32 protein-coding genes and 2 tRNA genes are annotated in these 26,551 nt (G+C 68.8%); 15 read left to right on the forward strand and 19 right to left on the reverse strand.

Features of this window, described 5'->3' with window-relative positions; all coding sequences use genetic code 11:
- Positions 1-246: 246 nt before the first annotated feature.
- Both ACWEF2_RS28210 and ACWEF2_RS28215 read left to right on the forward strand, forming a co-directional pair.
- Positions 247-1,023 carry a hypothetical protein gene (locus tag ACWEF2_RS28210; RefSeq protein WP_453819361.1) on the forward strand — a complete coding sequence of 259 codons (777 nt, stop codon included), beginning with the start codon at positions 247-249 and terminating at the stop codon, positions 1,021-1,023.
- Positions 974-1,486, forward strand: a complete 513-nt coding sequence (locus ACWEF2_RS28215) for a hypothetical protein (protein WP_453819362.1) — start codon at positions 974-976, stop codon at positions 1,484-1,486. Before ACWEF2_RS28210 ends, ACWEF2_RS28215 begins: the two co-directional genes overlap by 50 nt.
- A gap of 205 nt (positions 1,487-1,691) precedes the next feature.
- On the opposite strand, the gene ACWEF2_RS28220 is transcribed toward ACWEF2_RS28215, so the two are convergent.
- Positions 1,692-1,764 (reverse strand) — tRNA-Arg (locus ACWEF2_RS28220).
- 833 nt (positions 1,765-2,597) lie between these two features.
- Here ACWEF2_RS28220 and ACWEF2_RS28225 point away from each other — a divergent pair.
- Positions 2,598-3,707, forward strand: coding sequence for a D-alanyl-D-alanine carboxypeptidase family protein (locus ACWEF2_RS28225; RefSeq protein ID WP_453819363.1), 1,110 nt, complete (start codon positions 2,598-2,600; stop codon positions 3,705-3,707).
- Positions 3,708-3,722: 15 nt separating this feature from the next.
- Here ACWEF2_RS28225 and mscL read toward each other — a convergent pair whose 3' ends face one another.
- From mscL to ACWEF2_RS28240, 3 genes are all read right to left on the reverse strand, one after another.
- Positions 3,723-4,127, reverse strand: a complete 405-nt coding sequence (gene mscL, locus ACWEF2_RS28230) for a large conductance mechanosensitive channel protein MscL (protein ID WP_453819364.1) — start codon at positions 4,125-4,127, stop codon at positions 3,723-3,725.
- Positions 4,128-4,236: 109 nt separating this feature from the next.
- Positions 4,237-4,842: an RcpC/CpaB family pilus assembly protein gene (locus ACWEF2_RS28235; protein ID WP_453819365.1), complete on the reverse strand. Its 606-nt coding sequence runs from the start codon at positions 4,840-4,842 to the stop codon at positions 4,237-4,239.
- Between the two features lie 94 nt (positions 4,843-4,936).
- Positions 4,937-5,746 (reverse strand): S-methyl-5'-thioadenosine phosphorylase, encoded by an 810-nt coding sequence (locus ACWEF2_RS28240; protein WP_453819366.1) that lies wholly within the window; start codon positions 5,744-5,746, stop codon positions 4,937-4,939.
- 233 nt (positions 5,747-5,979) lie between these two features.
- Between ACWEF2_RS28240 and ACWEF2_RS28245 the strand changes: the two genes are divergently transcribed.
- Complete coding sequence (locus ACWEF2_RS28245) at positions 5,980-7,977, forward strand: MFS transporter (RefSeq protein ID WP_453819367.1); 1,998 nt, start codon at positions 5,980-5,982, stop codon at positions 7,975-7,977.
- 25 nt (positions 7,978-8,002) lie between these two features.
- Here the strand turns inward: ACWEF2_RS28245 and ACWEF2_RS28250 are convergent, their stop codons facing one another.
- The 3 genes from ACWEF2_RS28250 to ACWEF2_RS28260 form a co-directional block, all read right to left on the reverse strand.
- On the reverse strand, positions 8,003-8,329 hold the full coding sequence (locus ACWEF2_RS28250) for an FmdB family zinc ribbon protein (protein WP_453819368.1): 327 nt from the start codon (positions 8,327-8,329) through the stop codon (positions 8,003-8,005).
- Between the two features lie 229 nt (positions 8,330-8,558).
- A complete protein-coding gene (locus tag ACWEF2_RS28255; protein ID WP_453819369.1) occupies positions 8,559-10,064 on the reverse strand; it encodes a potassium/proton antiporter in 1,506 nt (501 codons plus the stop codon).
- Positions 10,065-10,120: 56 nt separating this feature from the next.
- On the reverse strand, positions 10,121-10,702 hold the full coding sequence (locus tag ACWEF2_RS28260) for a 5-formyltetrahydrofolate cyclo-ligase (protein WP_355599880.1): 582 nt from the start codon (positions 10,700-10,702) through the stop codon (positions 10,121-10,123).
- 23 nt (positions 10,703-10,725) lie between these two features.
- On the opposite strand from ACWEF2_RS28260, the gene galU reads away from it, so the two are divergent.
- The 7 genes from galU (at position 10,726) to ACWEF2_RS28295 (ending at position 15,758) form a co-directional block, all read left to right on the forward strand.
- Positions 10,726-11,625, forward strand: coding sequence for a UTP--glucose-1-phosphate uridylyltransferase GalU (gene galU / locus ACWEF2_RS28265; protein WP_453819370.1), 900 nt, complete (start codon positions 10,726-10,728; stop codon positions 11,623-11,625).
- A 41-nt stretch (positions 11,626-11,666) separates the two neighbouring features.
- Entirely contained in the window at positions 11,667-12,854 is a 1,188-nt protein-coding gene (gene glp, locus ACWEF2_RS28270) for a molybdotransferase-like divisome protein Glp (protein ID WP_453819371.1), read from the forward strand.
- 70 nt (positions 12,855-12,924) lie between these two features.
- Positions 12,925-13,395 carry a cyclic pyranopterin monophosphate synthase MoaC gene (gene moaC, locus ACWEF2_RS28275; RefSeq protein WP_453819372.1) on the forward strand — a complete coding sequence of 157 codons (471 nt, stop codon included), beginning with the start codon at positions 12,925-12,927 and terminating at the stop codon, positions 13,393-13,395.
- A gap of 135 nt (positions 13,396-13,530) precedes the next feature.
- Positions 13,531-14,004 (forward strand): MogA/MoaB family molybdenum cofactor biosynthesis protein, encoded by a 474-nt coding sequence (locus ACWEF2_RS28280; protein WP_453819373.1) that lies wholly within the window; start codon positions 13,531-13,533, stop codon positions 14,002-14,004.
- 96 nt (positions 14,005-14,100) lie between these two features.
- Positions 14,101-14,745, forward strand: coding sequence for a GNAT family N-acetyltransferase (locus tag ACWEF2_RS28285; RefSeq protein WP_355599885.1), 645 nt, complete (start codon positions 14,101-14,103; stop codon positions 14,743-14,745).
- A 124-nt stretch (positions 14,746-14,869) separates the two neighbouring features.
- Positions 14,870-15,604, forward strand: a complete 735-nt coding sequence (sepX, locus tag ACWEF2_RS28290) for a divisome protein SepX/GlpR (protein ID WP_453819374.1) — start codon at positions 14,870-14,872, stop codon at positions 15,602-15,604.
- A gap of 77 nt (positions 15,605-15,681) precedes the next feature.
- Positions 15,682-15,758: transfer RNA gene (locus tag ACWEF2_RS28295), tRNA-Ala, on the forward strand.
- A gap of 58 nt (positions 15,759-15,816) precedes the next feature.
- Here ACWEF2_RS28295 and ACWEF2_RS28300 read toward each other — a convergent pair.
- From ACWEF2_RS28300 to ACWEF2_RS28345, 10 genes are all read right to left on the reverse strand, one after another.
- A complete protein-coding gene (locus tag ACWEF2_RS28300) occupies positions 15,817-17,091 on the reverse strand; it encodes a tyrosine-type recombinase/integrase (RefSeq protein ID WP_453819375.1) in 1,275 nt (424 codons plus the stop codon).
- Position 17,092: 1 nt separating this feature from the next.
- Entirely contained in the window at positions 17,093-17,338 is a 246-nt protein-coding gene (locus ACWEF2_RS28305; RefSeq protein WP_453819376.1) for a helix-turn-helix domain-containing protein, read from the reverse strand.
- 2 nt (positions 17,339-17,340) lie between these two features.
- Positions 17,341-18,714 (reverse strand): replication initiator, encoded by a 1,374-nt coding sequence (locus ACWEF2_RS28310; protein WP_453819377.1) that lies wholly within the window; start codon positions 18,712-18,714, stop codon positions 17,341-17,343.
- Positions 18,711-18,839, reverse strand: coding sequence for a hypothetical protein (locus ACWEF2_RS28315; RefSeq protein ID WP_355599890.1), 129 nt, complete (start codon positions 18,837-18,839; stop codon positions 18,711-18,713). The genes ACWEF2_RS28310 and ACWEF2_RS28315 overlap by 4 nt, the downstream gene beginning before the upstream one ends.
- A 98-nt stretch (positions 18,840-18,937) precedes the next feature.
- Positions 18,938-19,063, reverse strand: coding sequence for a hypothetical protein (locus ACWEF2_RS28320; protein ID WP_453819378.1), 126 nt, complete (start codon positions 19,061-19,063; stop codon positions 18,938-18,940).
- A 148-nt stretch (positions 19,064-19,211) separates the two neighbouring features.
- A complete protein-coding gene (locus tag ACWEF2_RS28325) occupies positions 19,212-19,409 on the reverse strand; it encodes a hypothetical protein (RefSeq protein WP_453819379.1) in 198 nt (65 codons plus the stop codon).
- Entirely contained in the window at positions 19,406-19,819 is a 414-nt protein-coding gene (locus ACWEF2_RS28330; protein ID WP_453819380.1) for a hypothetical protein, read from the reverse strand. The genes ACWEF2_RS28325 and ACWEF2_RS28330 overlap by 4 nt, the downstream gene beginning before the upstream one ends.
- 17 nt (positions 19,820-19,836) lie before the next feature.
- Positions 19,837-20,511, reverse strand: a complete 675-nt coding sequence (locus ACWEF2_RS28335; protein WP_453819381.1) for a DUF2637 domain-containing protein — start codon at positions 20,509-20,511, stop codon at positions 19,837-19,839.
- 89 nt (positions 20,512-20,600) lie between these two features.
- A complete protein-coding gene (locus ACWEF2_RS28340) occupies positions 20,601-21,938 on the reverse strand; it encodes an FtsK/SpoIIIE domain-containing protein (RefSeq protein WP_453819382.1) in 1,338 nt (445 codons plus the stop codon).
- Positions 21,939-22,029: 91 nt separating this feature from the next.
- Positions 22,030-22,359, reverse strand: a complete 330-nt coding sequence (locus ACWEF2_RS28345; protein WP_453819383.1) for an SCO3933 family regulatory protein — start codon at positions 22,357-22,359, stop codon at positions 22,030-22,032.
- A gap of 137 nt (positions 22,360-22,496) precedes the next feature.
- Here ACWEF2_RS28345 and ACWEF2_RS28350 point away from each other — a divergent pair, with 137 nt between their 5' ends.
- Positions 22,497-23,339, forward strand: a complete 843-nt coding sequence (locus ACWEF2_RS28350; protein WP_453819384.1) for a GntR family transcriptional regulator — start codon at positions 22,497-22,499, stop codon at positions 23,337-23,339.
- Entirely contained in the window at positions 23,336-24,025 is a 690-nt protein-coding gene (locus ACWEF2_RS28355; protein WP_453819385.1) for an HAD family hydrolase, read from the forward strand. Before ACWEF2_RS28350 ends, ACWEF2_RS28355 begins: the two co-directional genes overlap by 4 nt.
- A gap of 496 nt (positions 24,026-24,521) precedes the next feature.
- Here ACWEF2_RS28355 and ACWEF2_RS28360 read toward each other — a convergent pair whose 3' ends face one another.
- Positions 24,522-24,809: a hypothetical protein gene (locus ACWEF2_RS28360; protein ID WP_453819386.1), complete on the reverse strand. Its 288-nt coding sequence runs from the start codon at positions 24,807-24,809 to the stop codon at positions 24,522-24,524.
- Positions 24,810-24,858: 49 nt separating this feature from the next.
- Here ACWEF2_RS28360 and ACWEF2_RS28365 point away from each other — a divergent pair, with 49 nt between their 5' ends.
- Positions 24,859-25,149: a GntR family transcriptional regulator gene (locus ACWEF2_RS28365; protein ID WP_453819387.1), complete on the forward strand. Its 291-nt coding sequence runs from the start codon at positions 24,859-24,861 to the stop codon at positions 25,147-25,149.
- A 317-nt stretch (positions 25,150-25,466) separates the two neighbouring features.
- Here ACWEF2_RS28365 and ACWEF2_RS28370 read toward each other — a convergent pair whose 3' ends face one another.
- The gene (locus tag ACWEF2_RS28370; RefSeq protein WP_453819388.1) at positions 25,467-25,784 is read right to left on the reverse strand and encodes a tyrosine-type recombinase/integrase; all 318 of its coding nucleotides are present in this window, start codon (positions 25,782-25,784) and stop codon (positions 25,467-25,469) included.
- 104 nt (positions 25,785-25,888) lie between these two features.
- Here ACWEF2_RS28370 and ACWEF2_RS28375 point away from each other — a divergent pair, with 104 nt between their 5' ends.
- Positions 25,889-26,341: a hypothetical protein gene (locus ACWEF2_RS28375; protein WP_453819389.1), complete on the forward strand. Its 453-nt coding sequence runs from the start codon at positions 25,889-25,891 to the stop codon at positions 26,339-26,341.
- Positions 26,342-26,551: the final 210 nt, after the last annotated feature.

Genomic DNA, 26,551 nt, shown 5'->3' on the forward strand with positions numbered 1-26,551 from the left:
TCCGGCGGATACGACTTCATCGCCACGTGGAACTCCTTGCCTCCGGATGTCCATCATCCGGCACTCAAGGTGTCCACACATTGGGGAGAGGGCCCGATTACGCGAGGTCCCCGGCGTCTCACCTCCTGAGGCGAGGATGGTGTTATGACAGCGTCCTGCGGACCACGCTCCCCTTCCGAGATTCGTGGCTACCTCGTCGACCAACTCAACCAGGCACTTCGCCATCCTGGAATGTTCGGCGGGGAGATGGCTCTGCGGCTGATACTCGATCACCTCGTCTACGCCGAGCGCCAGGACGAGGCGTGGACCGAGGAGCGGCAGGCGATGGAGTCTCGCGGGACCCTCACCTCGATCGGTGTGACGGGAGCGTTCAGAGCTTTGGTGCCAGGTGATTACGAGTACGGCGTGGCGTCGGTCTATGCGGAGTTCGTCCGCGCTCGTGGGTGGCTGGAGGCGGACAGGGTGTTTACGGCCGACGAGCATGAGTCCATGCGCCAGAAACTGAGCACCTGGGTTGCCCAGGACCGCGTGCTCAGCGAGGTGCTTGAGACCTTCGGTCCGCCTTCGGTGCTCTTCGGCGGCAACAACCCCCTCTATGGGAAGACGCTCGGCTACCTGACCGGGCAGGCGAAGGAGCCGATGCTTTTCTTCCACCCCGAAACTCAGGTGGATGTGGTGCGGGCACGGATCCCTTCCTTCCCAGCTGACCCAGGGCCAACTCAGGCAAGGTGTCCGTTCTCTAGGGGGAAGCTCAGTCTCTATGGCTCAACGCGGGCGTTCCTCCGACCGAGGTGGCTCAGCGTGCCGGGCACGGTGTGGACGTGCTCCTTCGCGTCTACGCCAAGTGCATCGAGGGGCAGAAAGCGCGTGCCAACGGGTAGATCACCAAAGCTCTGGAGACATGAGACCGGCCTTCACCGGAAGGGAGGAGAGCAGCCGAATCCATTGATTCGGCTGCTCTTACTGTTTGGACATGCAAGAGACACTCAGGTATCAAGATCAGATATTCATCAACTTCCGTGAGTTCGACTTCGATCATCATGCGTACCGCTGGGTCGACATCAAGCGCTTCGGCCTGTCTGGCCCGGACGCCGATGATGCCCGTCTGCTGGCGGAACTGATCGGCCATGAGCGGTACAGGGACGACTACGCCGGAGGGGGAGTCGATGCCGGCGGGCTCCGCCACGGGCCCTACTGGCTGCGGAACGTGAGCCCGGCTGCATACGAGCGGACTGACGAGGTGAGCGCGAGCGCCATTCTGCGCGGCTGGGCGGAGCAGTTCGGCCCCCTGCCCGTGGAACTGCTCGTCCGATTGGAGAACGAAGTTCACCCGCTGGTCGCAAAGGCCGCCGAGAGATACCGGCTGAAGAATCTCGGCCATGGGGCATTTCACGACTGGGGCGGTGTTCACATCGACTTCCACGAGTTGGTTCTCGTTGATCGCATCGCCGGAACCCTGTCGCTCCTGGTCGCCGCCGACGACTGAGATCCAGAGGCCGACCGGCTTCCCAGTCTGACCCTCCGAGGCGTTCTCGCCCCGTGTGGGCTGGCCAAACAGCTCGAAGATCATCCCGTGAATAGACCGCGACCAGCGATTCAGGGCTGCGTTCGGCGGCCCACGGCTGCACGCGGTGCAGGTCGTACCCGGGAAGAACTCCCAGGTCACGAAGCAAATTAAAAGATCAACTAGGTGCCCCCGGCATGATTCGAACATGCGACACCCGCTTTAGGAGAGCGGTGCTCTATCCCCTGAGCTACGGAGGCAGGGGCTCCCTGTAAGAGTAGCGAAAGTGGGGAGTGGATGTGTGGTTGGAGGGGGGTTGGGGGGCGATCGGCGGGTTATCGCTTTGCTGAGCTGCGGTAAAGGGGCGGCAAGCGCCTGAGTGGGCCGGGTGGGCGTGGCTAGTGTCGCGGTCTGTGATGGAACGGCGACGGAAGCGGATCCGGGGGCGGCGTGCGCTGCGGCCTCTGGTGCTGTGCGGGGCGATGCTGGCACCCGCGCTTCTGGCGGTAGGGCTCCTGGTGGCTGAGCTTACCGGGTATCGGGCGGTTGTTCAGGGAATCGTGGCCGAGTCGGGGCCCCGGAACGGGGCGCAGGGGGTTGGGAACGGGGTGGAGGGGGGCGGGGTGAGGGGCCGGGAGGGGGCGGTTGGCGTGGTTCCGGTCGTGCCCGGCCGGGGGGTGGTGATGGAGCCGAGGATCGTGCCTCCGCCGTACGGGCCGGACCGGACCTACGGGGGGTTGATGCCTCCGACGGTCGTGACGGACGTACACCGGTCCACCGAGGATGCCACGCCGGCGGAGGCTCCGCCGGCCGTACGGAGGGCCGTGCCCCGGAAATCTTTGGCGCCGAGGGCGAGGCGGGCGCCGCGGCAGGAGCGGTCCGAAGCGGGGTTCGGCTGCCCGGCTGAGTGGCGGGAGACCTGGTTGTGGGAGGTGTGCAAGGAGCAATCGCGACGAATGGCATGAATGAGGGGGTTGCTAAATGGGGTGTTCGGCGCATATCGGCTGCGGAGAGTCTGACCCAGACACTTGGCTGGCTGTAGTAACGTGCGTGCCTGACCCAGGTCACGAGTTCGCAAACGGAGGGGTCGAACGTGCCACCTCGTCGATCAGCGGGTCTGGTCGCCGTCGTCGCGACGATGTCCTCCCTTCTCCCGGGAGTGGCTGTCGCGAGGCAGGCGCCGATCGAGGCCCGACCGGTCGTCGTCAGTGAGCCGGTGCGCCTTACCGGGCTGCTCCGCGACCCCGTCAACCTCACCGAACTGCGTCGCGAGGCGGAGAAGGCGGCCAAGGACCTCGAAGACGCGACGAAGGCGCTGGAGCAGCGGCGGGCCAGGATCCGGGCCTCGGAGAGGGAGCTCGCCGTCAAGTTGCGCGAGCTGCAGGCCGCGGAGAAGTCCTTCGCCGAGGTACGGCAGCCGCTCTCGGATCTGGTCAGTCAGCTCTACCAGCGACCTCTGAGCGACGACGCGGCGGCCTTCCTGTCCGGCGCGTCCGATGAGTCGACCCTCCGGGCCATGGCCGATGTCACCCACCTGGTGTCCGAGCGGAACCAGGTCCTTGAGGACGCCGGCCGCTTACAGGCCGAGCGGGAGCGGCTTACCGCCGAGGCGCAGGAACTGCGGGCGGGCAACCTCCTGTCGGAGGCGCAGATGGGCGCCGAGATCGAGACGCTCAGGGCGCGTTCTGCCAAGATCGTGAAGTCGCTGACCCAGGCGCTGGTGAAGCTGGGCGTCAAGGTCGACAGGTCCGGTAACCCCTCGGCCGGGTGTGACCCGACCAGGGCCTCCTCGGCGAACGGTTTCCCCAACGGCCTGATCCCGGCCGCCTATCTCTGTCCGCTCCAGCAGCGGGGCAACCAGTTGCGGGGTGACGCGGCGATCGCGTTCATCAGCCTCAACGAGGCTTACCGGAAACGCTTCGGCAGGCCCATGTGCGTTACGGACAGTTACCGGAGCCTGGCCGAGCAGCAGTCGGTCTACTACCGTCGGCCAGGCTTCGCCGCCGTGCCGGGCCGTAGCAACCACGGCCTGGGGCTCGCCGTCGACCTGTGCGGAGGGGTGGAGCGTTTCCGGTCGGCCGAGTTCACCTGGCTGGAGGCCAACGGCAAGCAGTTCGGCTGGATACACCCCAAGTGGGCCTACTCCAGCCCCTTCGAGCCGTGGCACTGGGAGTATGACCCGGAGCTGGGATCCGTGCTGTAGGCCGTCACGGCCGGGTCACAGTACGGGGGTGACCGAGGCGGTGCAGTGGGAGCAGCGGACGGCGGCCTTGGGGATCTCCGACAGGCACTCCGGGCACTCGCGCATCGTGATCTCCTCCTCCTTGGCGAACCAGGAGGAGATCTTCTCGTAGGGGCGGACGACCATGAAGTAGATGACGGACGCCACCATCAGGAACGAGATCAGCGCGTTGAGGAAGAGACCGTACTTGATCTCGCCCGAGCCGATCCAGAGGGTGAGCTTGGAGAAGTCGGGCTGACCGCCGATCGCCGCTATCAACGGTGTGAGGACGTCCTTGACGAACGAGTTCACGATGGCGGTGAAGGCGGCGCCGATTACCACTGCGACGGCGAGTTCCACCACGTTGCCGCGTAGCAGGAACTTCTTGAATCCATCGATCATGGTCACTCCTTGCTCCGTGCCCCGCCCGTCGTCCGTGTGTCCGGCGTCGCGCGGGTTTCATTCCATTGGGTATCGAGGAAACTACCTTGTGTTCCGGCTGTCGGGAAAACTATCCCGTACGAGCGCCGATGGTGATCGACAGGCGGCCGTCGGCCTGCGCCGAGGCCAGCTCGACCGCCTGCGCCGAGGTGGTGGCCAGCACGACCAGGGAACCCTGGTCCGGCTCGCCGGCGGGGGCGGCGAGAACCGTGACGTCTTCGGCCACGGTCCTGGCGGGGGTGGAGCCGTCCCAGCGCGCGGCGGCGGCGAGCACGTCCACGACGTCGCCGGGTGAGAGCAGGCGCGCGGTCTGCGGGTCGGCGACGCGGACGGGGGTGGCGACCGTTCCCCGGCCGTGGGCGGCCAGCAGGCCGGGGCCGAGCAGGCGGGCGTCCGTCAGCGGCTCCCCGCGCCGGACGGGACCGGTCAGGACCTTTCCGGCGATCGGTGCGCCGGGTCTCAGGGCGCCGTCGGGGACGGTGCCGGGTCGCAGGGCGACCACCCTGAGGTCGGCGGTGCGGAGTATGCCGCCCGGAAGGTCTCTGGCCGCGGCGAGGACGGCGACCGAGGCGGTGTCGGGCCGTAGCCCGATCACGGCGCACACCGTTGCCAGGGCGGCGACGGCGGTGGCGACCAGGCGGTGGCGCCGGCCGACCAGACGGCGGAGGACGCGCATGACCGACTCCAGGGGAGAAAGGCGCGGATGACTGACTTCGTGGGGATGCGTGGACGGTCGGCTCCGTCGGGGGAGCACACGCTTCAGAGGGGGATCAGCCGGGGAGGGGGAAGGGGAGGCGGAGGCCGTCCAGGGCGTTGGGGCAGGGGCAGGTCCGGTCCTGGGGGAGGGCGGTGACGACGTCGGCGATGAGGGAGCGCATCCGGGTGATGTTGGAGGCGAAGAAGGCGAGGACCTCCTCGTGGGTGACGCCGTCCCCGGCCTCGACCCCGGCGTCGTGGTCGGTGACCAGGGAGAGCGTGGTGTAGCACATGGCCAGCTCGCGGGCGAGGACCGCCTCGGGGAAGCCGGTCATGCCGACGATCGTCCAGCCGTTGGCGGTGAACCAGCGGGACTCGGCGCGGGTGGAGAAGCGGGGGCCCTCGATGACCACGAGCGTGCCGTCCTCGGCCAGGTCCCAGCCGGTGGACCGGGCGGTGGAGACGGCCGCCGCGCGACCCGAGGGGCAGTAGGGGTCGGCGAAGGCGACGTGGACGACGCCGCCGGTGTCGTAGTAGGTCTGTGGGCGGCCCGAGGTGCGGTCGACGAGCTGGTCGGGGACGACCAGGGTGCCGGGGCCGACCTCGGGGCGGAGCGAGCCGACCGCGCTGGGGGCGAGCACCTGGCGGACGCCCAGGGAACGCAGGGCCCACAGGTTGGCGCGGTAGGGGATGAGGTGGGGCGGGAAGCGGTGGTCGCGGCCGTGGCGGGGCAGGAAGGCCACCGCTCTGGACCCGATCCGCCCGACGGTGACGACGTCGCTGGGCGGGCCGTAGGGGGTGGCGACCTCGACCTCCGTCGCGTCGTCGAGCAGGGAGTAGAGGCCCGAGCCGCCGATGACCCCGATATCCACGTGAGTGACCATGGCGCAGAGGCTAGCCGTACAGGGGAGCGGTTGAGGAGGCCCGGCCCCGTCCTGTGGACAGTGCGGAGACCCGGCCCCCGCCCTGTGGATAACCCCGGATCCGATGTGGTGATCTGATCACATTGGGTATGACCTGCGATATATCGATCGGGGGGGCGAGATGAGGGCTGGGAACGTGTGCCCGGGAGTGAGCGTCCGGGAGTGAGCGCCGGGGAGTCCGGACGCCGGGCGCGATGAGCGTTCAGGAGTCCCGCAGGACTGGCGCGAGGGGGCTGGGCCTTGTCATCGGCGCCCTCATGCTCGGCATGCTCCTGGCCGCGCTCGACCAGACGATCGTCTCGACCGCGCTGCCGACGATCGTCAGCGATCTGGGCGGCCTGGAGGAGCTCTCCTGGGTGGTCACCGCCTACATGCTCGCCTCGACGGTCTCCACCCCGCTCTGGGGCAAACTCGGCGATCAGTACGGCAGGAAGAGACTGTTCCAGAGCGCGATCGTCATCTTCCTGATCGGCTCCGCGCTCTGCGGGCTGTCGCAGAACATGGGCCAGCTGATCGGCTTCCGCGCCCTGCAGGGGGTGGGCGGCGGCGGCCTGATGGTGCTGGCCCAGGCGATCGTCGGAGACGTCGTGCCGGCCCGGGAGCGGGGGAGGTACCAGGGGTTCTTCGGCGGGGTGTTCGCGGTCTCCAGCGTCGCGGGGCCGCTGCTCGGCGGTCTTTTCGTGGATCATCTGTCCTGGCACTGGGTCTTCTACGTCAACCTGCCGATCGGGGCCGTCGCGCTGGTCGTGATCTTCTCGGTGCTGCCCTCCGACACGGACCGCGGGCGCCACGTCATCGACTATCCCGGCATCCTCCTCCTCGGAGCCGCGGCCGCCTGCCTGGTGCTGATGACCACCTGGGGCGGGACCGTATACCCCTGGAGTCATCCGGTCGTCATCGGGCTGGCGGTCGCCTCGGCGATGCTGCTGGTGCTGTGGTGGCAGGCCGGAAAGCGGGCCGCGGAGCCGGTGCTGCCCCCGCACCTGTTCGGGTTGAGGGCGTTCAACGTCGCCTCGCTCATCGGTTTCGTGGTGGGCTTCGCGATGTTCGGCTCACTCACCTACATGCCGCTGTTCCTCCAGGTCGTCCAGGGCGTCTCGCCCACGATGTCGGGGATCCACCTGCTGCCGATGATGGCGGGCCTGCTGCTGACCTCGATCGTCAGCGGGCAGGTCATCACGCGCACCGGGAGATACAAGATCTTCCCGATCGTCGGCACCGGGGTCACCACGCTCGGGCTCTACCTGCTCTCCCACGTCCGGCCGGACATCTCCACCTTCGAGCTGAGCGTCTATCTGCTCGTGCTGGGCGTCGGCATCGGCCTGGTGATGCAGGTGCTGGTGATCGTGGTGCAGAACGCCGTCGGCTTCGAGGAGCTGGGAGTGGCCACCTCGGGGGCCACCTTCTTCCGCTCGATCGGGGGCTCCTTCGGCGTCGCGATCGCCGGCTCGATCTTCACCTCACGGCTCACCGAGGACCTGGCGCGGCTGGCGCGGACGGTACGGCTCCCGCCCGCCCTGGAGAACGCGGTCCAGTCGGACCCCACGGTCATCCGGAGGCTGTCGCCCCAGACCGCCACGGCGTTCCTCGCGGCGTACTCCGACGCGATCGCGCAGGTGTTCCTCTACAGCGCGCCGGTGACCCTGGTCGCCTTCGCCGCGGCCTGGCTGCTGCCCGAACCACCCCTGCGGGAGACCACCAGGGCCACGGACCTGGGCGAGTGCTACGGCGCGGTCCCCACCGAGCGGTCCTCGCTCGCCGTGGTCGAACGCGGGCTGTGGCGGCTGGCCGACGTGGACATGCGCCGGGACTACTACCGCCGCCTGGGCGACCTGGCGCGCCTGGACCTGCCGCCCGGCTCCGTGTGGCTGATCGCGCGGCTGAGCACCCGGGGCCGGCAGGCGGGCGCGGAACTGGCCAGGCGGGCCGGGGTGACGGTCGATCAGGGGAGGCCGTACGCGGACCTGCTCGTCGCGCGGGGGCTGGCCCGCCGGATGGACGGCGGGGCGTCCCTGGAACTCACCCCGGAGGGAGAGCGGGTGGCCGGCCAGCTGGTCGCCGAGGCGCGCGAGGGGCTGGGGCGGCTGATCGACGACTGGAACCCCGGTGAGCACCCCGGGCTCCGCGAGCTGCTGGAGAGGCTTCCGCACGAGATGCTCGGCTCGACCTCCGACCGCCCCCGTAACGGCTGACCCGGTGGTGTCCTGGGCGTCAGGGTCAGGAGGCCGCCGGAGCCGGGCTGCTCGCGGCCGCCGCGGGCTTGGACTCCGCGGGCTTGGACTCGGTGGACTTCGAGTCGGTGGACCTCGGCTCCGTGGTCGAACCCGACGCCGAGGGGGCGCCCGAGCCGACGGTGCTGGACGAGGAGGACCGGCTGTCGGTCCGGTAGAAGCCCGAGCCCTTGAAGACGATGCCCACCGCGGAGAACACCTTGCGTAGTTCACCGGCGCAGGCCGGGCACTCGGTGAGCGCATCGTCGGAGAACCTCTGGACGATGTCGAACTCGTTGCCACAGGCACTGCAGGCGTACTGGTAGGTGGGCACGCGCTCCTCCTCTTTCTGTTCGCGCCGATTGGCACTCTACTGACGCGACTGCTAATGATAGGCAGCCGACAAGCATAAACGCGAGTCGGATCTATCCCATTCCATGCGGAATTCTGGCTAATCGGCGGCCGCCGCGCACGCGGCTTCCCGATGTTCCCGCATGTTCCCGTACGGCGCGCGCCCGCACCCCCGCCCCGCTCCCGGACCACGCCGGTCGGCCCGGCCCCGGTCAGGCGCCCTGTTCACCGAACCAGCCGGCGAGTTTACCCCGGCGACTGATCGCCTTCATCCGCCGCTCGACCATTTCCCTGCACGTCGCGGTGGTCACCACCAGGAGCTGGTCGTCGACCCTGATCCTCGTCGAGTCCGCGGGCACGAAGGTCTTGCCGTCCCTGACGATCAGGGTGACCTGGGCGTCCGTGGGCAGTCTCAGCTCGAAGATCTCCACGCCGTGCAGCTTGGAGGTCGGCGGCACCCTGATCTGCAGCAGGTCGGCGTTGAGCTCCTCCAGCGGCGCCGACTCCACCTCCAGATCACGGGCCTCGTCGGGGGTGGTCAGCCCGAGCAGCTTCGCCACGAAGGGCAGCGTCGGCCCCTGGATCAGGGTGTAGACCACGACGATGACGAAGACCTCGTTGAACACGAGCTTGGCGACGCCGTTGTGCACCGAGTTGGCGGCCCAGGGGATGGTGGCGAGCACGATGGGCACCGCGCCGCGCAGGCCCGCCCAGGACAGGAACGCCTGTTGCCGCCAGTTCAGCCGGTCGAGCCCCGTCAGCCGTACCAGGAAGGCCGAGACCACGATCGACAGCGGGCGGGCCACCGCGACCAGGATCAGCCCGGTCACCAGGCCGGGCACGATCGCCGACGGCATCTCCGAGGGGCTGGCCAGCATGCCGAGCATGACGAACAGGCCGATCTGGGCCAGCCAGGCCACGCCCTCGGCGAACCCCCGGGAGGAGGCGCGGTGCGGCATCCGGGAGTTGCCCATGACGAGGGAGGCCAGGTAGACCGCCAGGAAGCCGCTGCCGTGCACGAGCGTCGCGCCGGCGTAGGCGACGAACGCCAGCGCCAGCACCGCGATCGGATACAGGCCGGAGACGGGCAGCGCGATGCGCCGCAGCGCGTACACGCCCAGGGGGCCCACCGCCAGGCCGACCGCGGCGCCGATCAGCAGTTCGAAGACGACCAGGAGCAGCGCGCCGCCCAGACTGGGCGCGGTGGCGGCGCTCAGCAGCACCACCGCGATGACAGTGGGCGCGTCATTGAAACCGGACTCGGCCTCCAGCACGCCGGCCAGCCGCGAGGGCAGGGGCAGGCGGCGCAGTACGGAGAAGACGGCCGCCGCGTCGGTGGACGCGAGGATCGCGCCGAGCAGCAGCGCGGTCCGCCAGTCCATGCCGAGCAGCAGGTGCACCGGGACCGCGACGGCCACGATGCTCACCCCGACCCCGACGGTGCCGAGTATCAGCGCGGTGGGAATGGAGCGTTTCACATGGTGCCAGTTGGTGGTCAGGCCGCCCTCGGCCAGGATGATCGCCAGGGCGCTCATGCCCATCTGCTGGGCGAGCACCGGGTTCTCGAACTGGAGCCCGAGCCCCGACTCCCCGACCAGCAGGCCGAAGCCCAGGAAGATCAGGAGGCTCGGCAGCCCGCTCCCGTGAGCGATCCGTACCGCGATGATCGCCGCGATGACGATCGCGGCACCGAGAAGCAGCCAGACATCCAACCCCATCTGGATCTGGCCCCCTCTCCGGCTTCGGGACCATTGTGTCGTATTCGACCCACTAGTCAGACACGCCCCGTAACCAGATCGGTGATCCCGTTGGACTGTGCCACATAGCGAACCGGCAGGTCATGAGGGTCGGCGGGCACGTCTTCCAGAAGTTCGCCCTCGTGCAAAAGCGCTACCGTCGGTACGTTCGGACCGACCCTCGCCAGCGCCCGGTCGTAGGAGCCGCCGCCGCGGCCGAGCCGTACCCCGGTGGTCCGGTCGACCGCCAGCGCGGGCACGATCACCAGCGCGGCGGTCCTGATGGCGTCGACGCCGCGTCGGACGTCCACCGGCTCCATGATCCCGAATCGGCCGGGGGCGAGGGTGTCGGGCCCGTCGTACACCGCCCAGTCAAGATCATTGTCGTCACGGAGCACCGGCAGGATCACGGTCGCGCCGTGCTTCCACAGCGCGAAGACCAGCCCGTGGGTCGCGGGTTCCGTCCCGGCCGACCAGTAGCACGCGACCAGCCCCGCCATCTGGACCCACGGCTGCTCCAGCAGGTTCTCCCGCGTCCTGACGGAGGCCGCGTGCCGCTCGGCCTCCGGGATCGAGGCACGTGTGGCCTCGATAGCCGACCGCAGCCTCAGCTTGTCCACAACCCCTCCACTAAGGTTTTGGTATGGCCGACTTCGATCTCGTGACCAAAGCCGTCGTTCCTGCCGCGGGCCTGGGCACCCGCTTCCTACCGGCGACGAAGGCGACTCCCAAGGAGATGCTGCCCATCGTCGACAAGCCCGCGATCCAGTATGTCGTCGAGGAGGCCGTCTCCGCCGGGCTGCTCGACGTCCTCATGGTCACCGGCAAGAACAAGCGTTCGATCGAAGACCATTTCGACCGGGCGATCGAGCTGGAGGACATGCTGGAGGCCAAGGGAGACGACGAGCGGCTCTCCCAGGTGCGCGAGCCCGCGGACCTCGCGACCCTGCACTACGTACGGCAGGGCGAACCGCGAGGTCTCGGCCACGCCGTGCTCTGCGCCAAGCAGCACGTGGGCGACAACCCGTTCGCCTGCCTGCTCGGCGACGACCTGATCGACTACCGTGACGAGCTGCTCAAACGCATGATCGAGGTCCGCCGCGCCCACGGCGGCAGCGTCGTGGCGCTGATGGAGGTGCCCAAGGAGCAGGTCTCCCTGTACGGCTGCGCCGCCATCGAGCCCACCGCCGAGAGCGACGTGGTCCGGGTGACCGACCTGGTGGAGAAGCCCCCGGCGGCGGAGGCCCCCTCCAACTGGGCCGTCATCGGCCGCTACGTGATCGACCCGGCGGTGTTCGAGGTCCTGGAGAACACCCCGCCTGGCCGTGGCAACGAGATCCAGCTCACCGACGCCCTGCGCACCCTGGCGGGTCGCGGCTCCGAGGAGGGTGGCCCCGTCCACGGCGTGCTGTTCCGCGGTCGCCGCTACGACACCGGCAACAAGCTCGACTACCTGCGTACGGTGGTCCAGTTCGCCGCCGACCGCTCCGACCTGGCGCCGGAGTTCCTTCCCTGGCTGAGAGAGTTCCTGGCCTCCAGATGAACCCGACAAGCCCGATGAATCCCACCGGCCCGGCGAGTCCGATGAGATCGGTCGACGAGCACCTCGCCGACATTCTGCTCACCGTGCGGTCGCTGGCCTCGCTGGAGATCGAACTTGAGGGGGCGCTGGGCACCACGCTCGCCGAGGACGTGGTCTCCCCGGTCCCGCTTCCGCCGTTCGACAACTCGGCCATGGACGGCTACGCCGTACGGGCCGAGGACGTCGCGCGGGTCCCGGTGACGTTGCCGGTGACCGGCGACATCGCGGCCGGCGACGGCCGGCCCCTCGTGGTCGCCCCCGGTACGACCATGCGGATCATGACCGGCGCCCCGATGCCCGAGGGCGCCGACGCCGTGATCCCGGTCGAGTGGACCGACGGCGGCACCGAGCACGTCGTCATCGGGCGGTCCGCGGCCCGGGGGAACGCGATCCGCAGGGTGGGCGAGGACGTCCGCCCCGACGACGTCGTGCTGGCCGCGGGGGCCCTGATCGGCCCCGCGCAGCTGGGCATTCTGGCCGGTGTCGGCCGCCGCCGGGTGGTGGTACGGCCCCGCCCCCGCGTGGTGGTCATCTCCACCGGTGCCGAACTGGCCGAGCCGGGCACCCCCCTGGCCCCGGGCCAGATCTGGGAGTCCAACAGCTACACCCTGATCGCCGCCGTCCGCGAGGCCGGCGGCGAGGGGTACCGGTCCGGGATCGCGGCCGACGACGCCGGGCGGTTCCTCGACCAGCTCGACGCGCAACTCCTGCGGGCCGACGCCGTGATCACCAGCGGTGGCGTCTCGATGGGGGCCTACGAGCCGGTCAAGGAGGCGCTCGCCCCGCTTGGCACGGTCCGATTCGACCGCGTCGCCATGCAGCCGGGCATGCCCCAGGGCTTCGGGGTCGTGGGCGAGGACCAGATTCCGATCTTCGCCCTGCCGGGCAACCCCGTGTCGTCCTTCGTGTCGTTCATGCTGTTTGTCCGGCCGGCGCTGCGGAAGATGCGCGGCCTGCCCGCGGGCCCCACGCCCACCGTGCGGGCGGTGACCACCTCCTCACTCCGCTCGCCCGCGGGCCGGCGCTCCTACCTGCGCGGGGTGCTGGCCGCCGACGGCTCGGTCGCCCCGGTGCCCCGGCAGGGCTCGCACCAGCTCGCCGCGCTGGCCTTGGCCAACGCCCTGGTGGTGGTCCCCGAGGACGTCACGGAGGTGCCCGAGGGCGCGACCGTGGAGGTCATCCCGCTGTGAGCGAGCAGACAGGCGGCACCGGGTCCGCGCCGAGGTCACCCCGCGCGGAGCCGTGGACAAGGGGGTCGGCATGAACGGGTTCACGCACATCGACGAGACCGGCGCGGCGCGCATGGTGGACGTCTCCGCCAAGGACGTCTCCGTCCGTACGGCGACCGCCACCGGCAAGGTGCTGCTCCGCGCCGAGGCCGTGGCCCTGCTCCGCTCGGGGGAGGTCCCCAAGGGCGACGCGCTGGGCACCGCGCGGATCGCCGGCATCATGGGCGCCAAGCGCACCCCGGACCTGATCCCGCTCTGCCACCCGATCGCGCTGCACGGGGTGAAGGTCGAGCTGACCGTGGTCGACGACGGAGTGGAGATCGGCGTCCAGGTCAGGACCGCGGACCGTACCGGGGTGGAGATGGAGGCGCTGACCGCCGTCTCGGTCGCGGCGCTCGCGTTGATCGACATGGTCAAGGCGGTGGATCCGGCGGCGATGATCACCGATGTCCGGGTCGAGGAGAAGACCGGCGGCAAGACCGGCGTCTGGACCAGGCCGTAGGCGGGGCGGCTCCGTCCACCGGGTTTCGCGGGGGAGGTCCGGCCGTGGTCGGTGACGGTGTGAGGATCGGAGCCCGGATGCGCCGGGTGGACATCGGAGCCCGGACGCGGCCGGGGGAGCTGGGAGGATGACGGCATGAGAGCTCTGGTGATCACGGCGTCCAACCGGGCCTCCGCCGGGATATACGAGGATAAGTCGGGAAAACTGCTGGCCGAGCTCCTCGCGGCGGTCGGATGCGACGTGGACGGTCCGCGGGTGGTCCCCGACGGTGAGCCGGTCGAGGCGGCGCTCCGGTCCGGTGTGGCCGAGGGCTACGACGTGATCGTCACCACCGGCGGCACCGGCCTCACACCGGCCGATCTCACCCCCGAGATGACCGCCAGGGTGCTCGACCGGGAGATCCCCGGCATCGCCGAGGCCGTCCGCCAGGCCAACCGCGACAGGGTGCCCACCTCGATCCTGTCCAGGGGCCTCGCCGGGCAGGCGGGTCACACCCTGGTCGTCAACCTGCCGGGCTCCTCGGGCGGGGTCCGCGATGGCATGGCCGTCCTCTCCCCGGTCCTCCGGCACGCGGTGGAGCAGATCCGCGGCGGAGACCATCCGCGCTGACCACCCCTGACCACCCATGACCATCCGTGACCATGCCCGCTCACCGGCCCGGTCGTCACATGGCACGTCGGCGTGTCTTGGGGGGATGATGGAGGCGTGGATCGACTTCGTGGCTGGCCGGTGACCCTGACGGAAGGCCCTGTGGGACTTCGGCCGCTGCGCCTGAGAGATGTGCGTGTATGGCGTGAGACGCGGCTGCGCAACGCCCGCTGGCTCCGCCCCTGGGAGCCGAGCAACCCCGAGACCCCGCTGTTCCGCACTGGCCTCGGCCCCTACATCTCGATGGCCGGCACGCTCCGCCGCGAGGCCAGGCAGGGGCTCGCCCTGCCCTGGGTGGTCACCTACCGAGGTGCCTTCGCCGGCCAGCTCACCGTCGGCGCCATCGTCTGGGGTTCGGCCAGGTCGGCCCAGATCGGCTACTGGGTGGACGGCGCCCTCGCGGGACGGGGTGTCATTCCGACCGCCGTGGCCATGGCGGTCGACCACTGTTTCTTTACCACCGGGTTGCACCGTATCGAGGCGAATATCCGCCCGGAAAATCACGCGAGCCGCCGAGTGGTTGAAAAGCTTGGCTTTAGGGAAGAAGGCATCAGACGGCGGCATCTGCACATCGACGGTGCTTGGCGCGACCACATTTGTTACGCGCTCACGGTCGAAGACGCACCAAGAGGTTTGCTGGTGCGATGGCGGAGAGCCCGCGAGTCGGCCGCTCATGGTGGCTCTCCCCATGAAGAGGTTTGAAGATCTCGCGACACACCGCACCGAATACTCGTCAAATAGTGACACGCGGTCTTACTGTGCGTGACGTGAGCACATGGAAGACGCCAAGGGACCCCAGGCGTTTTCATGCTGCCCGGAGGTGGCCGTGAGCAGTGTTCTTCTGTACCTGGCCATTGTCGTCATGTGGTTGTGCGTGCTCGTGCCCATGTGGTTACGCCGCGACCGGACCACTCTCGCCGAGATTCACGAGAGCGCCGAGCCGTACGTTCAGATGGAGGACGAACCTCTTCAGGAGGAGGCCGGCACCGCGTCCGCGCCGCCGCCTCCACAGATGTCTCCGTCATCGCCCACTCAGGCGTTCTCCATGGGGTCCGGCTCCCGGACGCCTTCCCGGGTCTCCACCCCGATGTCCGGCCAGTCGTCCCCGACTCCGGCGTCCGGCCGGTCACCGGAGGGGAGCGGACCCGAACCGCCGCCCCGAAGGCCCCGGCCCGACCGTCACCGGGCGGAGCGCCGCCGCGCCGAACGCCGCCGCCGGTCACGGAGGGTGGCCAAGCGTCGGCGGCTGACCCTCTGTTCCGTGCTGCTGCTCCTCGCCTCCGCGGTCACGGCCGCCATCCAGGTGATCCCTTGGTGGGGGGTGACGCCCTCGGCGTTCCTTCTGGGGCTTTATCTGGCCGTCCTCCGGGTTTCGGCCCAGATCGACGCCGAACACCACAGAGCGGCCGTCCGGGCCCGTAAGGAGCGGGTCAGGCGCGCCCGCAGGCGGGCCGAACTGGAGGCCCGGCGCCCGGTGGCGGAGATCATCGACCTGGACGCGCACCGCGACGAACTCTTCGACCAGTACGCCGAACCGCCGCGCCGAGCGGTCGGTAACTGATCAGCTCGCCCCGCCGGTGCGGTGCGCCGTGGATGGCGCGAGCCGCCCCGGAAGTTTGCTAACCTAGGGGGCGTCTTGGGGATGTAGCGCAGTCCGGTAGCGCACTTCGTTCGCATCGAAGGGGTCAGGGGTTCGAATCCCCTCATCTCCACCAGACGAAAGGCCCGACTCCAGATCATGGAACCGGGCCTTTTCGCTGTTCAGAGCTTGATCTACAACTCGGTGTCCTCCTCCGCTCGCCCGCTTGTCATCCCCTTAGTAGCCGCCTCTGGGAGAAATTCGGGAGACGGAGTCAGCGAAAAGTCAGCGAACACCGCGCGAGCCCTGCTGTTGCGGTCGCGGGAGGCGTGCGTGTAGCGGTTGAGCGTGGTCGAGATCTGTTGATGGCCGATGAGCCCGGCGACGTCGTTGACGGGGACGCCGTCGGAGACGAGCCAGGTGGCGTAGCAGTGCCTCAGGTCGTGGAAGCGCAGGCCCTCGCCCGCGTGCTGGGCGAGGTAGGAGACGGCCTCCTCACGGGTCGCGAACTTCCTACGCCGTTCGGTGCCCCCCTTGTCGCTCCAGGTACCGAGGAACCCCTCACCGAGGTCCGAGACCGAGCCGAGCAGCCCGGCCCGGACGAGGGACGGCCGCCAGACGCGGGCACGGAAGGTGTGGCGGCTCATCAGGTTGCCACTGCGGACGGTGAAGACTTCGCCGAGCGGCCCCGCGGGGAAGGTGTCCCGGTGCCGGGTGAGGAGATCGGCCGCGAACTGGGGAAGCGGGACCTCCCGCCGTCCGGCCCTGGACTTCGGGTAGGGCTTGATGGTGACGTGCCCGTTGACCTCCACGGCGACCCGGAGCACCCGCAGGGTTCCGGCGTCGAGGTCGACGGCGTCCCACCGCAGACCGGCGCACTCACCCCAGCGCAGCCCGGTTCCGGCCGCCAGGGCGACCACCGCGCGGTAGCGGTCGGGGACGTGACGGAGGAGGGCGGTGAACTCCTCGCGGGTGATGATCCGGTCATCGTCGTCCTGGCGTCGACGCTTGGGCAGTCGCACCCCCTCGCAGGGGTTGGCACCGATGATGCGGTCTCGCACGGCCGAGCGCAGCACGCCGGAGAGCAGGCGGTTGCACTCGATCACGCTCGCCGGAGAGAGCCGCTTGCCCAGGTCGGTGATCCACGCCTGGACGGCCGAGTGGTCGATCTTGCCGAGGGGGACGTCCCGCCAGCGAGCCAGAACGTGGTTCCGCATGATCGACTCGTCGCGGGCGGCCGTGGCCAGCTCGTGGTTACGGGACTTCAGCCAGCTCTCCGCGTAGGGGCCGAACTTGACCTTGCCCGCGTGCGGGTCGACGTAGGTCCCTCGGTTGAGCGAGCTGTTGATCTCGGCGAGGAACGCCGTCGCCTCCCGCTTGGTGGCGAAGGTCTTCGAGCGCTGCCGGTCGCTCTGGTCGCGCCAGTTGGCCCGGTAGGTGCCCGCCTTGGTCTTGGTGATGTGGCCCATGTCAGCGCTCCTCGCCTTCCGCCCGTCCGTCGAGCCAGGTGTGAAAGCGCCGCTTGGGAATCACCCACCGGCCGCCGACCCGGAGGGCCGGGATCGTGCCGTCGCGCACCGAGGCGTAGGCGGTGCCCCGAGAGAGCGACAGGAGGCGGGCGACCTCGGTGACGGTGTAGACGGCCCGGCTGGAGTCCGGGACCGGGTCGGACGGCTCAGAGGGCCGGGGGACGAGCTGAATCACGTTACGGCGCATGGTTACCTCCTGCCGGAGCGATCGGTGAGCTGGGTGGCGAGCGCGGATTCCCCCGCGGTGTAGCCCTGTCCCGCGTACCTCCAGTTCGCGAGGGTGAGCGTGGTGGCGGGGTTGTACGGCAGCCGCTCAAGGTCACGGGCCTGGCGGTACTCCAGGCGGACGCGGCGCAAGGCGGTCATGGTGGTGGAGTAGGCCCGGCTCTTGGTCGAGAAGTGGCCGCGGAAGCAGAGTGTGTGAGCCCACTGCCGGAGCCGGAGCGGCGCGAGGTCGGGGTGGGTCTCGGGGTTGCCGAGTTCCCACGCGGTGCGGATCAGCCGGGTGGCGTGCGCGGTGACGCCGCGCTGTTCGAGCTGGGCGAGGTCGGAGCGTTTGACCCGCCGGTCCAGGGTGCCGGAGGTCTCGGCGGACTTGGTCGTGTACTTGGCGATGTAGCCGGCCACCGCCGCCTCAGAGAGTGAAGCCCCGTCCGGGCCGGTCGAGGCGATCGGCCGCACGTCGACCGCGCCCCAGCACAGATCTCGCATGGCCCCGCCGTACGGGTCCGGGACGTCGAGCCGTACGGTCTTCGCCGCAGAGTCGATGGCCTCGGTGAGCAGTTCCACGGTGACCCAGGCCGGTGGTTCGGTGATCCCGTCCTCGGTACGGCCGTCGAGGCGGACCACGGCGTGGAAGTGCACGACTCCGCGCGCCTGGTACTCGGCGACCTTGGCGAAGGAGAGCCGGATCCGTCGGCTGAACTCGGCGCGGGTGAGCCCGGCCGAACTGCCCAGGTGCCGCCGGAGATAGACCCCGAAGCGGTGCCACAGCGCGCCCGCGTGGGCGTTCCACAGGACGTGGCCCACGTAGTCGTAGGCGTCAGGGTCGAGCGCTTGGCCGATGCGCTGATCGTCGGAGCCGTGCCGTTCAAAGCAGGCCGGGCCGTTGCGGCGCGGGTGGCAGATGTCGGCCTGGCCGTCCTTGCCGGGGCCACGGTGGACCGGGCCGAAACTCGGAGCGGTGAGGGTGGCCAGGACACGCGGGTGAGCGCTCACGGTGGCCGGGACGCCCTTGTCTCCGCCGAGCAGGCCCGCGCGGATCAGGTGGAAGGTGTCGGCCCGGTACGTCTCGGCGCAGGCGGGGCAGCGTGAGGCCCGCCGGTTGCCGCAGCGGACGAGCAGTTGGCCGTGTGGCTCCCCACCGGTGGAGTAGTGGTGCAGGACTTCCCCGGTGCCGGGGTCGAGGGTGGAGACCTCCCCGACCAGGCGGACAGGGGCGGAGCAGCCGCGCAGCCGGTCGACCTGCTGTAGCCAGCGGTTCAGGTCCTGCCCCGAGCGGTGGGCCAGGTCCCGGATGACCGGGCCGATGAGATCACCGATGGGTGTGGGCTGGTCGGTCACTTCTCCTCCTTCCCGGTGCTCTCGTGGTCGGGGTGGTCGACGGTGGTCAGGTGGTTGTTCCTGTGGGGGAGGCGGACGCGGACGGAGCCGTGGTTGTCACCGTCCGCGTATGGCCGATGGCGCATACTGGTGCTTCCTTTGCGAGTGAGTGGAGGAGACGACGCCCCACGAGGCGGTGGGCTGCCAGGCTTGAGCCGCCCCGTGGTGGCGTCGTGAAGGGTGATCAGGTGTTGATTCCGGTGCCGCCGCAGTCATCGCAGGTGACCGCGACCTGGTAGGCGCTGCTGTCGCTGTCGTCGTTGATCAGGCCGGTGCCGTTGCAGGTGCCGCAGGCGTAGGCGTGGATCACGAGGTGTCTCCTCCTTCCGCGGAGTCGGAGTCAGGGCAGGGACAGGGGGTGTCGTCGGCGTTGTCGAGGCGATCGCAGTCGTCCGGGTCACCGTCGAACTCGCAGCCGTAGCGGGCACAGCACGAGCAGAAGGGACAGACCAGCCGGATCATGTGGCGGAGGCCAGCCCCGAACCCGAGCAGGTCAGGCAGAACGCCCAGGTGTCGAAGGTGGCGCGTCGTTTGCCGGTGCCGATGGTTACCGAGGCCGGGACCTGTCCCTCTCCGCCGCAGTCGGGACAGGGGATCGGGGTGGAGGCGCGAGTACGGCGGGGACGCTTCGGCCTGTCGGCGGTGGTCCGCGTCATGGCGTGTCCTGCGGGATGGTGCCCCAGGAGGACCGGTCACCGCTGGCGTGCCGGATGGCGGCCAGGACGTACATGAGGTTCCTCTTGTCCAGGCGGATGATCGCCGGGCCGAGGTCGACGGGGTGCCCCTCGGCGAGGCTGAGGGCGATGCGCAAGATGGCGGCCTCGGCACCGGAGCAGGGGAGGAGGCCGTTGTACATCGCGGAGTGGATGGTGTCCCAGGAGATGACGGCGTACGGGGCGTCGGCGTAGACCCCCGGAACGTACTCCACGGCCATGCGGAGGAAGTCGCTCCGCTCCAGCCAGGTTCCGTGGTGGACCAGCAGCTCCACGGCGGCTTCGGTGGCGTAGGAGCCGCGCACCCAGGCACGGGCCGCCTCGATCAGGTGGGCGAGGCTGGGAAAGGTCATGACGTCGTTCCTTCCGGTCAGGCGGATTGGGTGGTGATCTGCCGCAGCAGGTCGGCGGCGAGGTCGCCGGAGACCCCCATGCGGGTGCGGAGCAGGTCGGCGGTGATGGGACGGCCGTGTTTGGCGCTGTGCTCGTCGGCCAGCCGTCGGGCGAAGGTGAGCAGGGCAGGGGACGGCCCAGGCGGGTTGCCCGGTGGTTCCTCGGCCATGTCGAACGAGGGGAGGGGAGTCGTGTCGATCTCGGGAGCGGCCTCCGTCGCCAGGTCGACGACGGATACGGCCGGAGGCGGAGGCCGGTGTGAGGCGCGGCGTTCCAGCATGGAGACCGCCACGAGGAAGGCCACCGCGGGCATCGCCGCGCAGATCCACCCCCAGACCGACGCCTCGGCACGGGCCAGGTTGGCGGCCAGCGTGAGCACGATCCCGCCGGCCAGCACGAGAGCGGGCCAGGAGAGCGGCCCCCGCCGGGGACGGCCGGTGCGCTTGTCGCGTTGGAGTTCACGGGCGGCCATGACGCACATCAGGTCGATGCACACCGCGACCGCCCAGGACTGCCAGCCGTACTGACCGTGTTCGGCGGCCAGTTCGGAGATGTGGGTGAAGGAGCCCACGGCCGCGATGACGGCCAGGACCACGACCGGCGCGGAGTCCAGCAGCGTGGAGCGGAAGCGGCCGAGCTTGCGAGTGGTCATCGCGGTTCACCTCCTTCCGGGTTCAGGCATGGGTCGGGTAAGGACGTGGCGTGATCGGGGCTCACGCCGAGCCGGGAGGGGAGACCAGGTCAGGCCGCGTGCAGGTCGGGGACGGTGTCGCCGACGTGGGAGGCCATGACGTCGGCCCAGGCCGGAGTCAGGTGGGCGTGACTGTGCGCGGCGTACTCGGCGGTGTCCTCGGAGACGTAGAAGGAGCGCGCCCGGTACCACTGGCCGTCCTGGGACGCGACGATCGCGACGCCGGGGGTTTCCGAGGGGATCGCCCGTGCCGACACGAGCGCGGCGGGGTCGAGGTCGCCAAGGGTCATGGTCGCGGTCTCGGGGTCGTTGACCCGGTGACAGATGCGCCCGGAGCACTGGGCACGGAGCGCGGTGACGCCGGGACCGAGGTCGGAGCCGATGCGCTGGCCGCAGCAGAAGAGGTAGATCCCGAAGGCCCGCCCGAGCTGGGCGACACGGAGCAGGGCTGTGGACGTGCGGGCGATCTCGTCTTTCTCAGCCTTGTCGGCCATCAGGTACAGCTCTGCCAACTCGTCGACCAGGACCACGATGGGTATCGGCCGCTCGTGGTCGTCGAGCTGCCATATGTTGCGTGCTCCGGCCTCCTTGCATGTCTCCATACGGGTGATCATCAGTTCCACCAGGCCATCCAGCAGAGCCGCGCATTCGGCCCGCGTGGTGGCCAGGGCAGACAGGCGCGGGCTGTACGGGGTGAACTCCACCCCGCCCTTGAGGTCGAAGCCGACCAGTGCGACCGGTTGCGGGGCCAGGCCGACGATCAGGGCATTGGCGAGGTTGGACTTGCCGGATTGGGTGGCCCCGGCGTTCAGCCAGTGCGGGACGGTACGGAAGTCGATCACCCACGGATGACCGGTCTCCAGACGCCCTACCGTGACCTTGAGCAGGCCGGGTGACGGTGGCAGGTCGTCGATGCGAATGAGGGGATCGTGGATGGTAACGGCCAGCACCACCCGTCCCGGCCGGGGTGAGGAGACACGGACCGCGTGCACACCCCACGAGTGCGCCAGCCGTTCGGCCACCGCGCTGTAGTCGGCGGGAATCTGACCTTCCAGGGTGTGGACGGTGACCCGCCAGCCGTGCCGGGTAGGCAGGGGAAGTCCCATCCACGGCTTGGTATCCACCGCTACCCGTTGGAACTTGCGCTTGACCCGGACCGTGCCCGTGGAGGAGATCAGACCGGGGACAGTGGTGAACCAGAACCGCTGGCGCTTCTTGGTGAGCCCGCACCCGAGGGCGACCTTGCGCCAGGTCGCGCGGACGATGATCGCGGTGAGCGGGTAGCCGACCACGTACCAGTAGGAGCGCCGGTGCCAGGTGCGCCAGCACCGGAGCGAGATGACGGCGGCGATGACGAACACGGCCAGCCAGAGCAGACGCTCGAACATAATGGAGCAGTCCTTTCGTAAGGCGAGAGGAAGGCCCCGGAGCGGGCGGTGCTGCCAGGCGAGCCCGCTCCAGGGGCATCACGTCCGCCGGTCAGGCGGCCTTGAGGTTGGCCGGGCGGATCGTCTCGGCTCGGAAGCCGAGCCCCGAACGGCCGTTCATCGACCAGAAGAAGGCGGCCAGTCCGACCGGAACGACCGAGACACCCTCGGGGATCTGCGGGAACGTCGCACTGGGGAACGTCACCACGATCACCGGGTTGCGCCGGTCGTCGTTCGGCTTGGGGAGCAGCGGGATCGTGTAGAGCTCCCGCCCCTCCGCGTCCTTCTTCACCTCACCCGTGGCGCGATCCACGATCTTGGGCTCAGGCTCACCCGCGACGATGAACGCCAGGGCCGAGAGGTCGACGGGGATGTTACGCATGATGATCACTCCTTGAAGTTGCCTAACCTGCCTAGCCATGTCGGCCATGGCTCAATGTTGGCCAGGTTGCCTAGCCATGTCAAGTAACTCGGAACAACTGGCCTAGGCGACCTAGGAGAACTAGACTGATTTGCGTGATGAGTCTCGACCCTGACGACCCGCGCCCGCCCTACCAGCAGGTGGCGAACGCCCTGCGTGCGGCGATCCTGACGAAGAAGTTCGAGCCGGGGGAGAAGCTGCCCTCAGGAGCCGAACTCGCCAAGCAGTACGGCGTGGCGCGCATGACCGTGCAACAGGCGATCCGACTCCTCCGGGATGAGGGCCTGATCGTGTCGCGCCAGGGGAGCGGCGTGTTCGTCCGGGAGCGCACCGAGCGCCCGGTGGAGCTCCGACCGCACATCGAGCGCGCTTTCGAGGCGACCAACGTGGCCATCGACTTCGCGGGCTTCTCCGGGGAGACGCTACAGGGCATGCTCCAGGAGCCCTTGGACAAGATCCGCCTCGGACGGCTCACGCCCGAATCCATCGCCATTCGGATCTTGGTCCCGGACATGGACCACCCGATGTCCCTGCCGTGCCGGGCCGAAGACCTCAGTGACGATCCGGTGATCCGGGAACGAGCCCACCGCATCCAGCAGCGCAGCACCCAGGCCATCGCGGATGCCGTTCACGAGCTGGCAGACCTCGGACTGGTGAAGTCCGCCTCCGTCGAGATCCGCGTGCACCAGACGACCCCGTCGTTCAAGTTCTACGTGATCAACCGGGAACAGGTGTTCTTCGGCTTCTACCCGGTGGTCAAGCACACGGTCCGGATCAAGGGCGAGAAGCACGAGCTGTACGACGTCATGGGCAAGGACGCGGTGCTGTTCCACTACCAGGTGACCGAGGACGCATCGTCGATGCAGTCGCAGTACGTCGCCCAGACCCGCCTGTGGTTCGAGAGCATGTGGTCGACGATCAGCCGTGAGGTCGAGGTGTGACCGCCGGGACACTGGCGGAGATCCTTCGGGAGTCCCGCGCCATCTTGCTCGACTTCGACGGCCCGGTGTGCGACGTCTTCGCCGGGTTGCCGGCACCTGTGGTCGCGGCCCGACTCAAGCAGCTGCTCCAGGACGAGGGTGTGGAAGTCCCGCCGGAGGCTGTGGCCTTGGACGACCCGCTCAAGGTGCTACGCCGTACGGCGGTCTTCGCGCCGGACCTGGTCGACAAGATGGAGACCCTGTTCATGGGCTACGAAGTCGAGGCGGTGAACTGCGCCGAGATCACACCAGGAGTGCGCGATCTACTCGAAGCCTGTGCCGAGACGAGCCGTCCCGTAGTGATCGTGAGCAACAACTCCGAGCGAGCGATCGAGGCGTTTCTTGATCTGGTCGAGCTGAAGGAGCGAGTCGCCGGAGTCGTCGGCCGCCCGATCGGCAACCCGGCCGAGATGAAGCCGGACCCTCGATTGGTGCTCCAAGCCTGTGAGCTGGTCAACGCACGGCCGGAAGAGGTCGTCCTGATCGGAGACTCCGACTTCGACATGCAGGCCGCGGCCAATGCGGGAGCCCGCAGCATCGCCTACGCCAACAAGCCGGGCAAGGAGACGCGCCTTGTTCAGGCAGGAGCGGAAGCGGTGACCAGGAGCATGCAGGAGCTCGCCGCGGTGGTCAGGGCGAGCCGGTAGCCCCGACTCTGGGAGAGCGTGGTTCAAACCTTCCCTACGTCATCAAGCCGCCGCCCGGTGGGCGGCGGGCGGTCGGGCCGGAACCGGGCGGGCGTGCGGCCTCTTCGGGCCGGTCCCGCCCGACCGGCCCACCGCACATCGGACGCCAGGCAGAGACGGGGAAGAAGACCAGCAGGCCGGACAGGGAACGGCGACACGACAGCCGTACAGCGACGCAGACAGCGGAGGTCAAGGCATGCCTCCGGCGGGGGCACTCCGGCCCCGAGGTGATCGCCGAGCAAGAGCCCAGGTTGTGGGGTGGTTGGGGCTGATCACCTCGCACACCGTCGACCCAGGCAAGCCCAGCAGACCGGCTCCTCCGGGGCAAGCCCGGCCGTGCGGGATGGCATCCAATGATCGAGGAACGGCGGCCGGCTGATGTACACGCGAGGCCGAGCTTGCCCCTCCGTCCCCGGCCCGCTGCCGCTCCGCGGTGGGTCGACGGCGCACGAGGTGATCAGGGGGCGGGCGGCCTGTCGGAGAACCGAGCTACCGAAAATTCCACGGCACGTTTGCTGAGCCAGCGTTCTGTCTCGTGGACGACGGTTTTGCCTGATCTTGTCGTGATACGGCGGATGAACATCAGGCCGCCGGAGGCGCAAAGCTCGTAGCTCTGGGCCTGGCATATGCAGGTGTGCTCGCGCACGCGCACGTGGTCCGACCAGGCGATCGAGACCTGCCAGACGAGCTTTTCGTGATCAGCGGCGAGTGGCCCCACGCGAATGCCGTGGTAAGCCCGAGTCATGAGCTGACCCTACGTCTATCTTGTCTACCTCGTCTACTACGTTGCCCATATGAGCAGCGTGGGCAACGTGCGTAACGTCGCCCTCGTGGAAGTGGACAGGTTCGATCCGACACCGATCTACCAGCAGGTGGCGGCGATCATCCGGGAGCGGATCAAGAGCAGCGGGCTACAGCCTCGCGACCGGATACCGTCCGAGTCGGAGATGGTCCGGGATCACGGCATTGCTCGTGACACCGCTCGCCAGGCCGTGGCCATGCTCCGCGAGGAGGGGTGGGTGATCACCCTGCCGCAGCGCGGAAGCTTCGTGGCCGACAAGGAGAGCTGGCCGGCGAAGGACTGAGCGCGAAGCCGGGAGAGGGGAAGGAACACTACCCCGCCTAACTGGCGGTTCGGGCCGTTCGAGGTACGGCCATGTTCTCTGGACTGAGTGACCAACTGAGTGACAACGGCCACGGACGAGGCCGGACGACCATGGACTACCGGGGACTGTTTCCCCGACGTCAGGCGACGTCGGCCACGGTCCCGGACCTGGTGACTTGGCTTCGTATCGAAGGGGTCAAGGGTTCGAATCCCCTCATCACCACCAGAGACAGCAAGGCCCGTCCGGGATGCGCCATGATCGGACGGGCCTTTGCGCTGCTTAGAGGGGCTGTTCGGCTACTGGGTGTCTTTCGTTCGCTCCTGCTCGGTGTCCGGCTTGGGACGCGGGTTTGGGGCCGGAGTCAGCGAAAAGTCAGCGAACGCCGCGCGAGCCCTGCTGTTACGGTCGCGTGAGGCGTGCGTGTAGCGGTTGAGCGTGGTCGAAATCTGCTCGTGGCCGATGAGCCCGGCGACGTCGTTGACCGGCACGCCGCTGGAGACGAGCCAGGTGGCGTAGCAGTGTCGGAGGTCGTGGAAGCGCAGCCCTTCCCCGGCGTGCTGGGCGATATAGGCGACGGCCTCCTCTGGTCGTGAAGTGCTTGCTCTGCTCCGCACCGACCTTGCTTGTCCAGGTGCCGAGGAACCCGTCTCCTGCCGGCGTGACGGAGCCGAGGAAGCCGGCACGTACGAGCGAGGGTCGCCAGACTCGGACACGGAAGGTGTGGCGGCTCATCAGGTTGCCGCTCCGGACGGTGAAGACCTCGCCGGGCGGACCGACCGGGAAGGCTTTCCGGTGTGCTGTGAGGAGGTCGAGCGCGAAGCCGGGCAGCGGGATCTCGTCGTCCGGCCCTGGACTTGGGATATGGCTTGATCGAGATCTGCCCGTTGATCTCGGCCGCGACATCGATGACGCCGGCACCGCGCATCAGCAGGTCATCGTGTACGCCAACGGTGTGGTCCTCGCTTACGACGATGAGCATGATGAGGACGAGTACGGGGCCCTGATGTACGCGGATTTCGACCTGGAGGAGTTCTCGCCCTTCGAGATCACGCGGCGGGAGTGCTTCGATGAGCTGGCGCAGTTCAAGCTCATCAACCGTCACCGTGATGAGCCCGGCCCACGACGAGTCGGCGTCGCATGCGGCCCGGTCAGGGCCGCTTTAAGTTTGTAGAGAAGTTCTCACAGCACACATGCCCGAGAGAGAACAGCTGTCACAGCGTTAGGCGGCTTCCATCCGCTTTCGGCAGTACGATGTCGACAGGCGACGAAAGTGGGGCTGGGTTGGCTTGTAACAACGGTCGTCCGAAACTTACTCAGGACCAGGACCGTCGACTGTTCGCGGAGTCTGCTGGTACGTGCCTACTTTGCAGTGTTCGTCTCT

Source organism: Streptosporangium sp. NPDC004631 (genome assembly GCF_053601935.1).